The 16,258-nt window shown below is 28.5% G+C and carries 11 protein-coding genes and 1 pseudogene; 4 read left to right on the forward strand and 8 right to left on the reverse strand.

Going from position 1 to position 16,258, the window contains the following annotated elements:
• Window positions 1–53: 53 nt before the first annotated feature.
• The 4 genes from hydF to B2W91_RS11395 all read right to left on the reverse strand — a co-directional run bounded on the left by hydF (window position 54) and on the right by B2W91_RS11395 (window position 3,925).
• Window positions 54–1,247 carry a [FeFe] hydrogenase H-cluster maturation GTPase HydF gene (gene hydF, locus B2W91_RS11380; protein ID WP_291580926.1) on the reverse strand — a complete coding sequence of 398 codons (1,194 nt, stop codon included), beginning with the start codon at window positions 1,245–1,247 and terminating at the stop codon, window positions 54–56.
• 19 nt (window positions 1,248–1,266) lie between these two features.
• The gene (gene hydG, locus B2W91_RS11385) at window positions 1,267–2,664 is read right to left on the reverse strand and encodes a [FeFe] hydrogenase H-cluster radical SAM maturase HydG (protein WP_291580928.1); all 1,398 of its coding nucleotides are present in this window, start codon (window positions 2,662–2,664) and stop codon (window positions 1,267–1,269) included.
• 334 nt (window positions 2,665–2,998) lie between these two features.
• Window positions 2,999–3,595 carry a lysine exporter LysO family protein gene (locus B2W91_RS11390; protein ID WP_291580929.1) on the reverse strand — a complete coding sequence of 199 codons (597 nt, stop codon included), beginning with the start codon at window positions 3,593–3,595 and terminating at the stop codon, window positions 2,999–3,001.
• The gene (locus B2W91_RS11395; RefSeq protein WP_291580931.1) at window positions 3,596–3,925 is read right to left on the reverse strand and encodes a LysO family transporter; all 330 of its coding nucleotides are present in this window, start codon (window positions 3,923–3,925) and stop codon (window positions 3,596–3,598) included.
• A gap of 128 nt (window positions 3,926–4,053) precedes the next feature.
• Between B2W91_RS11395 and B2W91_RS11400 the strand changes: the two genes are divergently transcribed.
• A complete protein-coding gene (locus B2W91_RS11400; protein ID WP_291580932.1) occupies window positions 4,054–4,875 on the forward strand; it encodes a hypothetical protein in 822 nt (273 codons plus the stop codon).
• Between the two features lie 231 nt (window positions 4,876–5,106).
• Here B2W91_RS11400 and B2W91_RS11405 read toward each other — a convergent pair.
• Window positions 5,107–7,023, reverse strand: a pseudogene (locus B2W91_RS11405) (FAD-dependent oxidoreductase); the annotation flags it as partial.
• A gap of 432 nt (window positions 7,024–7,455) precedes the next feature.
• Here B2W91_RS11405 and B2W91_RS11410 point away from each other — a divergent pair.
• Window positions 7,456–8,010 carry a hemerythrin domain-containing protein gene (locus B2W91_RS11410; RefSeq protein WP_291580934.1) on the forward strand — a complete coding sequence of 185 codons (555 nt, stop codon included), beginning with the start codon at window positions 7,456–7,458 and terminating at the stop codon, window positions 8,008–8,010.
• A gap of 31 nt (window positions 8,011–8,041) precedes the next feature.
• Here B2W91_RS11410 and B2W91_RS11415 read toward each other — a convergent pair whose 3' ends face one another.
• Window positions 8,042–9,949, reverse strand: coding sequence for a glutamine synthetase (locus tag B2W91_RS11415; protein ID WP_291580937.1), 1,908 nt, complete (start codon window positions 9,947–9,949; stop codon window positions 8,042–8,044).
• Window positions 9,950–10,137: 188 nt separating this feature from the next.
• Here B2W91_RS11415 and B2W91_RS11420 point away from each other — a divergent pair, with 188 nt between their 5' ends.
• Together B2W91_RS11420 and B2W91_RS11425 are read left to right on the forward strand one after the other, a co-directional pair.
• Entirely contained in the window at window positions 10,138–10,752 is a 615-nt protein-coding gene (locus B2W91_RS11420; protein WP_291580939.1) for a 3'-5' exonuclease, read from the forward strand.
• Between the two features lie 322 nt (window positions 10,753–11,074).
• Window positions 11,075–12,238 (forward strand): amidohydrolase, encoded by a 1,164-nt coding sequence (locus tag B2W91_RS11425; protein WP_291580942.1) that lies wholly within the window; start codon window positions 11,075–11,077, stop codon window positions 12,236–12,238.
• A gap of 236 nt (window positions 12,239–12,474) precedes the next feature.
• Here B2W91_RS11425 and B2W91_RS11430 read toward each other — a convergent pair whose 3' ends face one another.
• Window positions 12,475–14,238 carry an ABC transporter ATP-binding protein gene (locus B2W91_RS11430; protein ID WP_291580945.1) on the reverse strand — a complete coding sequence of 588 codons (1,764 nt, stop codon included), beginning with the start codon at window positions 14,236–14,238 and terminating at the stop codon, window positions 12,475–12,477.
• Window positions 14,231–16,006, reverse strand: coding sequence for an ABC transporter ATP-binding protein (locus B2W91_RS11435; RefSeq protein ID WP_291580948.1), 1,776 nt, complete (start codon window positions 16,004–16,006; stop codon window positions 14,231–14,233). The genes B2W91_RS11430 and B2W91_RS11435 overlap by 8 nt, the downstream gene beginning before the upstream one ends.
• Window positions 16,007–16,258: the final 252 nt, after the last annotated feature.

Genomic DNA, 16,258 nt, shown 5'->3' on the forward strand with positions numbered 1-16,258 from the left:
TAAATTTTCATTGTGGAACCCTGTAATATAAATTAATTATATATTAGTCTACATTATAATCTAAAGGGTTCTATAACTCTATCCAACATGTCATTTAATTTTGCTATTGCTAATCCAAAATTAGTTATAGATACATTAACATTATTACAGCAGTTTATTCTTGACATAAACTGAGCCCTATTAAACATACAGGAACCGCAGTGTATAACCAATTTATATTGTGATAAATCACTTGGGAAATCACTTCCACTTACATTATGGATTTCTATTTCTTTAATCTTGCTACTTAAAAGTTTAGGAATTTTTTCTCTTGCAATATCCCCTTTTAAGCTATGATGACTACAAGCCTCTGAAATTAATACTTTATCTCCACTTTCAAGCTTATCTATGGCCTTTGCTCCATCTACTAAAGTTTTTAAGTCTCCTTTTTGTCTTGCCATCAAAATAGAAAAAGAAGTCAATGGCACATCCCTAGGTATTAATCTATTAACAACTTTAAATACTTGAGAATCTACCACAACTAAATCAGGCTTATTATTTAAAAGTCTTAGAGCTTCTTCTACCTCTTCTAAAGTGACTATCATAGGAATACCATGATGATCTAATATATCTCTTAAAGTTTGTACCTGTGGGAGTATTAGTCTTCCTTTTGGAGCTTGAATATTCTGTGGTGCTATTAATAATACTTTATTTTTAGGTTTAATAATATCCCCTAATATTAATAAGTCATCTTCTGTTTTAGAAATTATTTTTACTAATTCCTCTTTTAGCTGATTTAAATTGTCCTTTGTAATAGCGTTAATTTCTATAATCTTAATATCAAATATATTAGATAGATTACGTTTATCTATAGAATTTACATTCTTTCTATTTATAGCACCAATCACAGGAATATTTTTCTCTTTTAATAAGTTGTACCAATGCCTTTCAATTTCAAAATCCTTAAAACTTTCATCATCAAAAAGTAGTATAGCTACATCAGTTTTTAATAAAACTTCTTTAGTTTTTTCAATACGAAGATTTCCAATGTCACCTTCATCATCAATGCCTGCAGTATCAATGAAAACCACTGGACCTATTGGATGGAACTCTATAGCTTTATATACTGGATCTGTAGTAGTACCTTTTACTTCAGAAACCAAAGATGTATTTTGGTTAGTTAATCCATTTATAAGAGTAGATTTCCCTACATTTCTCCTTCCAAATACAGCTATATGGACTCTATTTGAATTTGGTGTTTGCAACATAATATAAAACCCCTTTATCTTAGAATCTTAAATCTCTTTCTCCATTTTCAATTCTATTGAGCTTTTCAATAACAGAAGTTTTAACCGCTTCATTTTTAATTTGATTTAACTCTTTTTTTATTACATCCTCACCTAAATTTTTTATCTTTTCATTTCCATAATCCAAAATAAATTCTTTTAATGTCAATATTGCATTTGGCTGACATACATTATTTATCTCACCAGTCTTTGCTAGTGCCATAAATCTATCTCCAGTTCTTCCTTCTCTATAACAAGCAGTGCAATAACTAGGAATATATCCACTTTTACATAAGCTTTCTATAACTTCCATTGGAGATCTACTATCTTCTAACTTAAATTGTGGCTTTTCATCTTGGTGTTGATATCCGCCTACACCAGTGCAAGAACCACTACTTACTTGTGAAACTCCTAGTGCAATTACTTCATCTCTAAAATCTGCTTCTTCCCTAGTAGATAGTATAATTCCAGCATAAGGCACTGATAACCTTAATACTGCTACTATTCTTTTAAATGCATCATCATTTACTAAATATGGATAATTGTCTAAGTTTACATTTTCCGCCATTCTTATTCTTGGGGCAGAAAGAGTGTGAGGTCCAACACCAGTATCTCTTTCTAAACTTTCTGCATGCATTAACATTGCAATAGTTTCATACTTGTAATCATACAATCCATATAATACTCCTAGGCCTACATCATCTATTCCTGCCTCTCTAGCTCTATGCATTGCCGTAGTATGATAATCATAATCACATTTAGGACCATTAAGATGGAATTCTTCATAACTTTTTTTATGATAACTTTCTTGGAACAATATATATGTTCCTATATTTGCTTCTTTTAGTTTTTTATAGTTTTCTACAGTAGTTGCTGCTATATTTACATTTATCCTTCTAATGGATCCATTATCAAATTTTAATGAATATATGTTTTCTATACATTCAAGTATATAATCAATTGAACAATTGATAGGATCTTCACCTGCTTCTAATGCAATTCTTTTATGCCCTAAAGACTCTAATATCCTTACTTCTTCTTTTAGTTCTTCCATTGTTAATCTTTTTCTAGTAAAGTCTTTATTCGAAGCTTTATAGCCACAATATTTGCAATTGTTAACACAATAATTACTTACGTAAAGTGGTGCAAACATTACAATTCTTCTTCCATATATTTTTTCCTTAATTTCTCTTGCCATTTTAAATATTTTATTTAATATTTTCTCATCTTCTACGCTTAAAAGTACTGCTGCCTCCTTATGGCTAAGTCCACTTCCTTCTTTAGCCTTATTTAATAATTTTTCAATAAAATTTACATCTTTTGATTTTTCTAATCCATAATTAATACTTTCTAAAATTTCATCATGAATTATAAAATCTCCCCCACTATATCTCTCCATATATTTCCTCCTATCACTTTATTAAATCTCCTTTGGTATTAGAAACTAGTTTATTAATATTATGTATAAAGTCTTCTATCTCTTTTACTTCAGTTAATATACTTTTTTATCTTCAAGATTTTTAGGATATATATTATAAAAAGCTATATATTTATAAGGTTCAACCTTTCTCATAATAGCATATACTCCTATATTGAAAGTTAAATCTCTATTTGCATTATCTATAGTTTCTAAAGATATAAAAACTCCTATAGATTTATTATATCAAAGCTAAATTTTCTTTTAAATAAAAATAAGTAGATAATAAAACTTATTTATTATCTACTTGATTGAATTAAAGATTATAGAAAAACGTAACACAAACCGGTACTAAAGAAGTTAATATAACTCCATTTATAAATGATATTACCGCTATTTCTGAGTTTGTAGCTTTTGCTACTAAAGGCAGTGTGGTATCCATAGAAGCGGCTCCACAAGGTGCAATTGCGGTATAATAATTTAGTTTTTTTGCTAATATAGGTATGGATATTACTGCCATTACTTCTCTAAATACATTAGATAAAAATGCTATAGCACCTAACTGTGCACTTGCAAGTTCTGTAAGCATAATTCCTGATAAGCTATACCATCCAAAGCCTGAAGCTACTGCTAAGCTTTCATTATATGGCATACTAAATATCAATCCACTTATAAATCCTCCAAATAAGGAGCCTAAAATAATTCCTAGTGGTATAACGAGAACCTTAATTCCTGTAGCTTTTATATCTTTTACTATCTTCTTATTTGATCCAACATCAATTCCTACTAAAAATATAAGTACATATAAACAGATAGATGCAATACTATCTAAATTTGCTATTATACTTTCCGGGAATATAAAATGCCCAAATACGATGCCTAAAATCATTGAACCGATTACAATTATAGTCATTTACATTCCCCCCTCTTCACATTTTTCAACTATAGCTTCTTTTTCTCCTTTAGGTGTTTCTTTTTCATTACAAAAAACTTTTTTGGTCAAAAAATACACAGCTATTACACTAAAAGCACAAGCTAATAGTGAAAAAGTAAAGGATTTCAAACCTATCGCTCCTAAATTCTTTATTACCTCTTCATTCGCACCAATTGAGGCTCCCATGAAAAATAGCAGAAATACTACACCTAGTTGTTGTAGTTTTCCATTAACTTCTTTTTGCTTTTTTGTTAATGGAATAAAATAGCCTAATAGCATTCCTAGTATCAATACAGCTAATATTTTCATATGCATCCCCCTTTCATAAATATTATATCACTTTTTCAAAAATTCTAAATAGATTTAATCTAAATAATTGTTCTAAATTTAATAAATACAATATAGAATTTATTATAATACTAAAAGGAGCGAATAAAATGAGTGATGTGTTTATTCCACTTTATGTAAATAATGATACTATTGTCAGCATGTATAAAATTGCTTTTATAAGATTTAGAGAAATAGATGTTACTGCAAATAGAAGAGAAATAATTATAAATACCAATATGCCTTTAAGTGAACTTACCTGTGGTAAAATTAGTCAAGGTACCGCATTTGTACAAGTACTACAAGGATTTCTAAATTTGACTTTAGAGGAAGTTACTGCATGCCCCATTACTACTTTTGTAAAACTTCATCAATTACTAACTGAATTCAAATTATTAAAAAATATAACTACTATACAAGCACTGGAAAAAGCTAAAATTGGCGATATTATTCAAATAAGCTGTAGGATTCATAAAAGTCCTCAGCTAAAAAAGCTTCAAGACTTAATAACTACACTTGAGATAGAAAGTATACTTAATCCACAAGAAAATTTACTAGGAGGTAAGGTCGATAAAAATGCTCTTTTAAATTTTTTAAAAGATACTTATTCTTCCCTTGAAGATAAACATTGCGTGGAATATATTTCTGAACCCTTATTTAACAGTTATAAAGCCATTATCCACCTAGAAAGCAAATATTTAAATGCATATTCTCAATGTTTGGAAAACAAATATGTTACTGTGGTTGGAAAAGTAAATTCTATTGATAAGGAAATAAAAGAACATTCTAAAGATCTATATGAGGAGCTAGGCTTGAATTTAATGGAGAATAAGTTATTAACTCTTACCGAGCATGTTAATGAAAAAGATATTGAAGAAAATAATAACATATATAATTATATGGAGATTATACCAATAATGGTATATGTATAATCTTTTTATTATAGATTAACTATATTATTAAATTTAATTGATTTAACATTAAAAATACTTTCATATCCAATTCACAATGTACTGACAAATCTATTATTGGTGAAAATGAAAAGAAATCTCTTTCAATTGTTACGCGCCTATTATCTATCATATTTGCATTAAAATTAATTTTACTATACATTTAAAAAATAAAGCCGTGGCAAATAATCACGGCTTTATCTCTAATTAAAGCTTTTCTATTTTAGCGGTTACAATACCTTTATCAATTTCTACATGGGTTAATTTGCACTTATTTCTTTCACAAAAGCTTTTCACATCATCTTGAAAATCAGTATCTGAAGATTTTACTGTTAATATTTCTCCTCTGTTTAGCTCTTTTATTTTTTCTTCTAAGTTAATTAAAGGATTGGGACAATGTAATCCACAAAGATCTAAAGCGATTTCTTTTTTATTATGATTAATTTTAGAGAAGTATTGATTTTCTTGATCATCTATAAACTTCTTAGGAACAAATTTTTCTGCCTTATAGCTTTTATATCCTCCAGTTACATTTTTTACATTAAAACCATAGTTTTTTAACATTCTCTCTGCTATATAAGCTCTTAACCCCACTGCACAATGTATCCAATATTCCTTAGATTTGTCTAATTCAGAAATTTTATCTCTCAACTCATTGACATCTATATGAATTGAACCATCTATATAACCATTATCTCGTTCCATTTTAGTTCTAACATCAATTAGAACAACATTCTCTCTATCTCTTCCATCAACCTCTCTAGGTAGTACTATATGACTTTTTCCAGACAATACATTTTCAGCTATATATCCTGCAAAATTTACAGGATCCTTTGCACTAGAATATGGAGGTGCATAGCTTAATTCTAGCTCGGTTAAATCATAAATTGTACCGCCTAATCTAAGAACCGTAGCAATAACATCTATTCTTTTTTCTATTCCATCATATCCTACTGCCTGCGCTCCTAAAATCTTTCCTTCATCATTGAATATTAGCTTTAAAGTCATTTGCGTAGCGTCAGGATAATAGGCAGCGTGATTATTCGGATGAACATATATTATTTTATGTGGAATATTAAATTTATTTAAAGTTCTTTCATTATTTCCTGTAGATGCTGCTGTTAAATCAAAGACCTTTATAACAGAAGTTCCTTGGGTATCTTTATATTGATTTTTATACTCACAAATATTATCTGCTATTATCCTGCCCATTTTATTTGCTGGTCCAGCAAGAGGTATAGCAGTTTTATTTTTATTTACAAAATCCACCACTTCTACCGCATCTCCTGCAGCATAAACACCTTTAATATTTGTTTCTAAATACTGATCTACTAAAATATGACCTTTAGCTCCTAGCTCTATTCCACTGCCTTTTAAGAATTCCGTATCTGGAGTAACTCCTATAGCAAGTATCACTAAATCTGCTTCAACTGCTACATTGCTATTTAGTATAGAAGTAATTGAGTTTTCATCTCCTCTAAACTCCTTAACCCCATCTTTTAATATTAATTTAATACCTTTATTCTCTAATTCTTTTTCTATTAATACTACCATATCATCGTCTAATGGTGCTAAAATATGAGGTGCTGCTTCCACCAATGTTACCTCTATTCCTCTTTCTCTTAAGTTCTCAGCCATCTCTATACCTATATATCCGCCACCGATAACAGTGACTTTCTTAACTTTATCACTGTCTATTTCTGCTTTAATTTTATCAGTATCAGGAATATTTCTTAGAGTTTTTATTCTGCTATCTTCTATACCCTTTATTCTAGGTACTATAGGTTTAGCCCCTGGTGATAAAACTAAATAATCAAAGCTTTCTTCATAAACTTTATCACCATTTTTCACCTTAACGACTTTATTCTCACTATCAACTTCAATTACCTCACTATTACTCCTAACATCAATATTAAATCTATCTTTCATCAATTCTTCTTTTGTAACTATAAGTTTATTTCTATCTTTTATAATCTCACCTATATAGTATGGAAGTCCACAGTTAGCAAAGGAAATATAAGGGCCTTTTTCAAACATGATGATTTCAATTTCTTCATCTAATCTTCTTAATCTAGCTGCTGCTGAAGCCCCTCCAGCAACCCCACCTACTACTAATACTTTTTTCATGATTATCAGCCTCTCTTAAAATTATTATTTTTTATAATATAAAATTTCTATAAACATAAATGACTTAACTATAAAATGAATTTATTAAAGTTATTTCTATAAGTATCTAAATTTAGAATATCACACTATATCTATATATTCAAATACTACGATTTACTGTTTTCTACTGAAATACCTGATTTTATAAACTTATCTTCATTTTATTACGAATTTGTACTGTATTAATTTGTTTTAATATGTTTTTCATATTTACTTCTGTAAATTTATTATGGCTTAATATTTTTTATGGAATTATAAAAAAGAGAGTCTATATTATTTTACTTAATATTGTATTTTATAGAAATTTATGATGAATCTATAAATATAATAGTTATTTATATAATAGTAAATCTCTATATTGGAATAATAATATTAAAACTTTAGGAGGTAACTATTATGAAGGCAATTGATTTAATGGTAGAAGAACATAACCTTATTGTAAGAATGCTAAAAGTAATAAGAAAATTATGTCTCAAGATATTAAATGAAAATACAGTAAGTATAGAAGACTTTAATACCTGTATAGATTTTATAAAGAATTATGCTGATAGTCATCATCATAATAAAGAAGAGCTTATATTATTTAAAATTATGGGTGATGCTCTTGGAGAAAGAATAAAAAATGGTCCTATTATGGGTATGCTTGTAGAGCATGATTTAGGAAGACTATATGTAGTTAATTTAGAAAGAGCTATTGTAAATTTTAATAATGGTGATGAAGAGTCTAAATTAGATATAATAGCTAATGCTATAAGTTACACAGATCTATTGCAAAGGCATATTGACAAAGAAAATTCAACTATATATAGCTTTGCAGAAAGAAGTTTATCTAAAGAAAAAATGGATGAATTAAATGAACAATGTTTTCAACTTGAAAATTCTCCAGATGGCATAAAGTTACAACAGAAATATAAGGATGTAGTAAAAAGTTTAGAAAAAAAGCTAGCTTGAAGCTAGCTTTTTTAATATAATTTATAGAATTTTATATATTAAAATCTATCAAATTTCTTGAATATGATATATATTTATCTCTTAAATTTTTCATTTCTTCTTCTAATAATATTTGAAGCTCTGATAATTTATCATACTCTTTATTATTAATAGCTTCTCTTATTTCTGAGAATATACTTTTTCTAACATTTGTATCCTTCATTATATTTTCTCTAATAAGTTTAATTTCTTCCCAATTACTCTTATCCAAATCACAATCAATTTCATTATGATGAAGTATTTTACAGCTTCTAACTTCATCCATATAATTTAAGATTATTCTATGCTCTATTTCCATAGCACATTTATTTAGAATAGCTATTTTATAACTATTTATTATATTTTCAGTTATTATATTACCTTCAGTTATTACTTTAAGCTTATCCTTACAGTTGTCAAAACCTATGATATTTTCATACACCGTTCTTGGAGATTTTCCAAAAAACTCTTCTCTTTCTTCTTCTGAAAAATCCTCAAATATATCTTCTTCACTTCTATAGGATCTGTGCTTTTCTAAATATGGTGAGTCTTCTCCAGGCTTTTTAGACATTTCATCCAATAATTCTTCTTCATTTTTATTATTTTTAATAACGTATCTTATACCATCTAAAATACACATATTCATAGTTGCTAATGTTAAATATGTATTAGTACGTGGGCTTGGAGATCTTAATTCAAATCTCGTTGCCATAGGATTCTCCATATCTCTAATTAATCCTATAAGTATAGTTCTATTTCTTGAAGGCACATCCTTAGTTAGCCCTAAAGATGTAACTATGCAAATTGGAGCTTCAAATCCTGGTTTTAACCTTCTAAACGCATCATTTGAAGAAGATATAAATGGGTTCATAACTTCGTAATTTTTAAGCATTCCCATCAATGCACCATATCCTATTGGGCTTATGAATCCACCTTCTTTTGAGGTAAAAAGATTAATTCTCTTATTATTTTTTAATTTTAGCACTATACCCATATGAACGTGTTTTCCACTACCTGCAACATTATCTATAGGTTTCGCTGCAAAAGTAACTTCCAATTTATTTCTTCTAAAAGTTTCTTTTATAAGAGTTCTAATAAATAATTCATTGTCACAAGCTTGTATGGCATTAGAATATTTCCAATCGATTTCAAGTTGCTCCATTACATGAACTAAATCTCCACTTTGAGATAATTTAGCTGTAACTCCTCCAACTTCTTTATGTCCCATTTCAGGCTCTAGTCCATATTCGTCCATTAGTAATAAGCTTTGCTCTAAAGCTGTTCTTACAGAGCCCTTTGTTCTTTTCCAATATTGTTCTTTTAAAGCTTGAGAAGTAGATAATGCTTCTAATTCTGCAAGCTCATTAGGACTTTTTACCCAAAATTCTAATTCTGTAGCAGAAGTTATTTCTACTTCATCTATCTCATCAAAAGTAACTCCATAATAATTAAGAGCTTCTTTATTTTCTTCTAATAATTTCATAATATTTTGCTTTAAAAATGTTATGGTACTTTTTAAAATATTTCTTGAATCTACAGCTTTTCCTTCGTGATATAAAAAACATGGAATTCTTAAAGTACCTATAGGTTTATTTGTTTCTTCATCTATATTTTCATAATTATAATCTACAAACCAGTTGCAATCTAAATCAGCTTTCATATCTACCTTAGCATTATTTAATTTTGCTATACCTGGTAAAATAACTGAGGATCCATCTGTCTGCGCTGCCATTCCACTTAAAAAAGTATGTATATCTTCTAAAAAATTTTTTACAGGAATTTTTTCGTCAGTATCATTGCCTAATAAATCTACTCCTACTAGGGACACAAACTTAATTTCCTTATGAACATTAAGTATTGATTTTAAATCTTCTTCATTATGTTTTTCTCTTGGTACAGTGTATATCATATATTTGTCCATTCCATTCCCTCCTGTATTAAAGTAACTTTTATTCAACATTATATTACAAAATTCACGAATAATACATTAATTTTTTGTATATTTATTAATATTTTTTATTTAAACCTTTACAAGTAATTTATCATATTACTCTATATTTATTCTCTAATTTGTATTATTATATTAGTATACTTAGGAGGTTTTTACATATGAAAATGATATTTTTTGATACAGAAACTACTGGAATAACTCCAGGTAATATATGCCAATTATCTTATATAGTGGTAGATACTAGTGTTAAGCCTACAAAAACTGAAGGTAAGAATGTTTTCTTTGCAGTGGAATACGTTGAGCCTGAAGCTGAAGAGGTTCACGGTTTTTCTGCTGAAGATCTATACCAATTAAGTAATGGAAAATACTTTGAAGATTCTTACGAAGAATTTATAAATGATTTTTTATCTGCCGATATATTAATTGGGCATAATGTTAATTTTGACATTAAATTCTTATGTCATGAACTTGAATATTGCGATATAGAATATGCTCCTAAAAATATTTTTTGCACAATGAATTATTATAAAAATATATGTAAATTCATAAATAATAGAGGCGGAATTAAAAATCCTAAGCTTGAAGAAGTTATTAGATTTTTAGGCATAGAAAGAAGTCAAATTAGAGATAAAGCAAATGAACTTTTTGAAGGTAGTGGAAGTTATCATGACGCTAGATTCGATACAGCTGCTACTTACTTAATTGTTACTGAGGGTATAAAAAAGAAGTATATTCCACCAAGATATTTCACAAATATAATAAAAAATCAATAATTAATACTTTGTTTAGGCATGTTATATAGGGATACAATGCGAAAATTTAATATATACTCTGGAAAACAAATTTTCTATAAGGACAGCTTAAATCCTTAAAAATTAANNATCTTTCATTCTTAATTTTTCATTTATAGAAAAGATTTTTTGTTATGGAAATTAAAATAATGTATAAGTTAAATTTCGGCTAAGGAACTCTATAAAAAATAGTCTAATATACTGAACTGTTATTTTTTGAAAATCCATTCATATAAATAACCATAAAATGTTCAATTAAATAAAAATAAGTATATTTTAAAAAATATTATGGGGGTATAATGTTATGATATTTATTAAAAATGCTAACATCCATACTATGACAGAGGAAATTTTAGATGTGGGAGCAGTTATTGTTGATAATGGTAAAATTGTAGCAATAGGAAAAGATTTAGAAGTACCTGAAAATTCTACAGTTATTGATGCACAAGGTGGCTTTTTGATGCCTGGTATGATTGATGCTCATTGCCATGTAGGCATGTGGGAAAATGGTATTGGCTTTGAAGGTGCAGATGGAAATGAAGCTACTGACCCTGTTACACCTCACCTAAGGGCAATTGATGGTATCAATCCTGTAGATAAGTCCTTTGAAGAAGCACTATTAGGTGGTATTACAACTGTTGCTACTGGCCCTGGAAGTGCAAACGTAATTGGCGGCCAATTCGCTATAATGAAGACTTATGGAAAAAGACTAGAAGAAATGATAATAGATGACTGTGCTGCTATGAAAGTTGCCTTTGGTGAAAATCCTAAGAGAGTTTATAATAGCAAACAAAAATGTCCTTCAACAAGAATGGGCACTGCAGCAGTTCTTAGAGAAAACTTAATGAAAGCTAAAAACTACGTTGAAATGCAGCGTAAATCTATTGAAGGAAACGAAAAAGCTCCAGAATTTGATATGAAACTTGAAGCTCTTGCAAAGGTAATAAAGAAAGAAATTCCTCTTAAAGCCCATGCTCATAGAGCTGATGACATTTTAACGGCTATAAGAATAGCTAAAGAATTTGGAGTAGATATTTCTTTAGAGCATTGTACTGAGGGACATCTAATAGTTGATTATTTAAAAGAAGAAACTTTAAAAGGTATAATAGTTGGTCCTACCCTTTCAGATAGATCAAAATTTGAGCTTCAAAATTTGACCTTTGAGACTCCAACAATTTTAAATAATGCTGGTCTTAAAATTGCACTTATGACAGATCATCCTGTAATTCCTCTTCAATACTTACCTGTATGCGCTGCATTAGCTGCTAGGGAAGGACTAGATGAAGAAGAGGCTTTAAAGGCTATAACTATAAATCCTGCTGAAGTATTAGGAATAGCTGATAGAGTTGGATCCATAGAAGTAAATAAAGATGCTGATATTATAATTTACAATGGCCATCCTTTTGATTTAAGAAATAAAGTTAAATTTGTTATGGTAAATGGAAATATTGTAAAGAATGAACTTTAATAAAAAACCGTGAGCAATCACGGTTTTTTTATTAAAATTAATCTCAATATATACTTTTTATGAATAATACATCTTCAAACTCTTTTTCTATATAAAATTAGCTATATATAGACAAATGGCATGTCCAAAATTTCTCCATAATTTAATCACTGTTGCATTCCTACATCGATTAAATGCTCATTGTTTTTTGCCTCTATTATTGCTAATGAATAATCCAATTGCTTTTTTATTACATATCATCGTTTATACCACTTAGCCTGAGATTCCAACAAATTATAATACTTTCCTTTTAAATTAGTTAGCTCTTGATGTGTACCTTCTTCCACTATCTCCCCATTCTCCATTACAACAATTTTATCAGCTATTTGAGTTGATCCCAATCTATGAGTAACAAAAATGCAAGTCTTATTATTACTTAATTCATTAAAAGTACTGAAAACATTTGCCTCTTCAATAGGATCAATAGCAGCAGTAGGTTCATCTAAAACAATTAAATCATGTGGACGATATAAGCCACGTGCAATTGCAATACGTTGCCATTCACCTCCAGAAAGTTCTTGTCCACCAAAATCTCTTGATAAAATAGTTTCATTGCTGATTTTTAAATCATCAAAACTTAAATTAATCTGTGAAGAAGCATTTTCAATTGAGTCATGCGACGAAATATTACTAATTCTTATATTATCTTCAGCAGGCAATTTATACTTTATGAAATTTTGAAACACTGCACTAATATTACTAAATTTCGATGAGTTTGAGTAGTTTTCAATATTCTTGCCATTATACTGCACTACTCCTTGTAATGGATTATACAAACCCATAATTATTTTTGTTAATGTGCTTTTTCCAGAGCCATTTTCCCCAACAATTGCTAATGATGTACCAGATTTTATCGTTAGATTTATATTTGATAAAGAGTTTTTCTTTGCATTTGGATATCTAAAAGAGACATCTTTCAATACAATATCTCCTGTTTTAAAGAGATCCTCTTCTCTTTTACTTTCTTTTTCTTCATTTAAAAATCTAATAAGGAAAGATGTATTTGAAATCCCTACCAAGGCTTCACCAATATTTGCAACAAGTCTTTTTAACATCATCGTAATTCTATCTATCGAATAATAAATAGCTGCAAATTGACTTACTGAAATAGAACCATCGTATAAATAGTAAACTAATAAAGCTAGTACGCAAAGGTACCCTAGGGTATTTATTATTCGCATAACTATAGCAGCTTTTAGAAGTTTGTTTTTAACATCAACAAAAGCTTTGCTAAATTTTTTATTAGAGTCCATAAATAGACTATAAAAGTAGTTAAAAGATCCATTAATTAGGGTTTCTTTAAAATATTCTTTTGAAACAATACAGCTTTCAAAGTATTCAGTCTTTCTTCTTCTATTCGCAATTTTAGCTTCAAAATCATAATTACTACTCATATTAATTAATTGTGAGATTAAAACTGGAATGAATATTAATATTATCGCAAGTACCAACATAGGTTTTATAGAGATCAGATATAATGATGTTATTAATATAAACGGTAAGTATAAAAACAGTATTTGGACTATCACGCGGATTCCATTTGGTGCTTCTTGATTTCCTAAGCTTGCCTTCTTAAAGTCATCGAAATTTTCTACATCTTCATAATCAATTAAACTCATTTTATTGATGCGATCATGATATAGTGATTGCATGTACCCATTACCTCGTCTCCAAAAGTAGCCTTGTGCTAAAAACTCTAACCATTCGGCAACTGGATTAAGGATTAAGATGACTAGTATAGCTGCAATAGGTAATATCATGATATCATATGGAGCCCCGTTAGCAACTTTCAATATATTGGCAAATAGTGATTCTAATACTACTATCTCTGAGTATCGTAAAATACTAAATAGCAGTGAGGAGGCTACAAGTCCCAAAAAAGTAAGTGGACTTGCGAGCCATGTATATTTAATTAATTTTAAAAAAATCTTGCTATTAGACATTCTTTTTCTTTTACTCATAATACATCTCTCTTTGCTTATTGAATAATTTGGCATAAATATTATCTTTCTTCATCAATTCTTCATGAGAACCCTGCTCAGCAATTTTACCACTATCAAGTACTATTATATCGTCTGATATTTTTGTTGAACCTAATCTATGACTAATCATCAATAAAGTTTTATCATTAGCTATTTTTGAAAAATTACTATAAATTTTACTTTCAGCAGTTGGACTTAAACTCGATGTTGGTTCATCTAAAATGACAAATGGTGCATCTTTATAAAGAGCACGAGCTATAGCGATTCTTTGCCACTGTCCCCCAGAAATATCTATTCCATTATCATACACTTTACCTAAATAGCTATTTTCTCCATTTGGTAAATCAGCAATCAAGTCACTCAATTCTAGCTTTCCTATAACTGAACTAATGTCTCCTTCAGAATTATCAAAGGCAATATTATCCTTCAGTGAAACATAGTACTTGGCATAGTCTTGAGAAACAATAGAAAACATACTTCGTAGTTGATTGAAGGTGTAAAGCTTTATATCCTTACCATTTACTAAAATTTCCCCTTCAAAATCTCTATATAAACCTACTAATATTTTGATTAAAGTTGTTTTTCCTGCTCCATTTAAGCCCACTAAAGAGTAGGATTTGCCTTTTTCTAGATATAAGTTTATTCCTTTGATTATATAGTCTTTAGAGTCTTTATATTTGAAGTACAAGTTTTTAATGTGTAAACTTTCAAACTTTAAATTTTCACATTTATTATCAAATACTTCTTTATTTTCTTTTAAGTCCATAAACTCCTTAAAGTCTTTTACATATTCGTTGTGTGAAGAAAATTCAAAGAAAAGCTCTGATAATTGAACTGAGATAACTTTTGTTAAATTTATCATGCTACCTAATATCGATGTAAATAAACCAACACTTAATACTTTAGCGTATACTTGTCGAGATAAGGTAACAACTATTAGAATGATAAATATATTCATCACTATATTACATAATTTGATTCTTAAAGTTTCACGTGCTAATGTCTTTGTGTTGAAGTTCGATCTATAAAGATGGGCATCTTTAAATCTTTTATTTAGTATATCTGAAAAACTAAATAGTGTTCTTTCAGCACTTGCCTCTCTATTTGACAACACATCAGATAAGTAATTCATTTGTCTTGTTATAAAACCAACCTTTTTCTCCGACTCATAGATCGCTTTACCACCTTTAAAAGTTAAGAAAATTATTGGAGTTATAATAAAAATAAAAATGATAACTATCCACCAATTATATTTATACAATGTATATAAAATACCAATTACTTGTATGGCTATGGTGATAATTGAATTACATGATTTAAAAATTTGAATGAATCTCTTTTCTATATTATTAGTAACTCTTAATAGTAAATCTTGTGTTTCAGTTAACTCGAACAATAAATAATCAATAGAAAATTGTTTTTTTATGATATCTGGCTTCAATTTGTTTCTCAATCTATCTTCGAATAACTGATAAAAGTACAATTTTAATTCTTCACTAAACTGCATGTAGAAATAACCTAACCCCAAAAATATAGCATTTTTCATCATTATATAAGTTTGAGGATTATTAGATGCTAATGTTATTGCAGAATCAATAAAGTTTGCAACAACTATCAGCATCAGAGGAACTAATAAACCATCAATCACCGTTAATGCAGAGCACATTACAAAAAGCATCGGTGAATATCTGGAACATAATCTAACAATACTAAAAATGGATATCTTTTTCCAATTTAAATCTATCATTATTTATACCTACCTAATTTCAAAATAATATATATTAATACAAATTACTCCTAACATTATTATAGAATGTTCATGAAGATTGTTTTGTAAATTTTTGCACTAAGTTTACCATTTTTTATAACATTTTACTACATTTTTTATATTTTAATGATAATATTTCATATAGATTTTTATTTTTTACAACTAGAGTTTAATTTCATTATATTTGATCTCAGAAATCAGTTTCTTCCTATCTTTCAAAATTCTGAAACC

The organism is Clostridium sp. UBA6640 (genome assembly GCF_002455975.1).
Lineage (GTDB): Bacteria > Bacillota > Clostridia > Clostridiales > Clostridiaceae > Clostridium_J.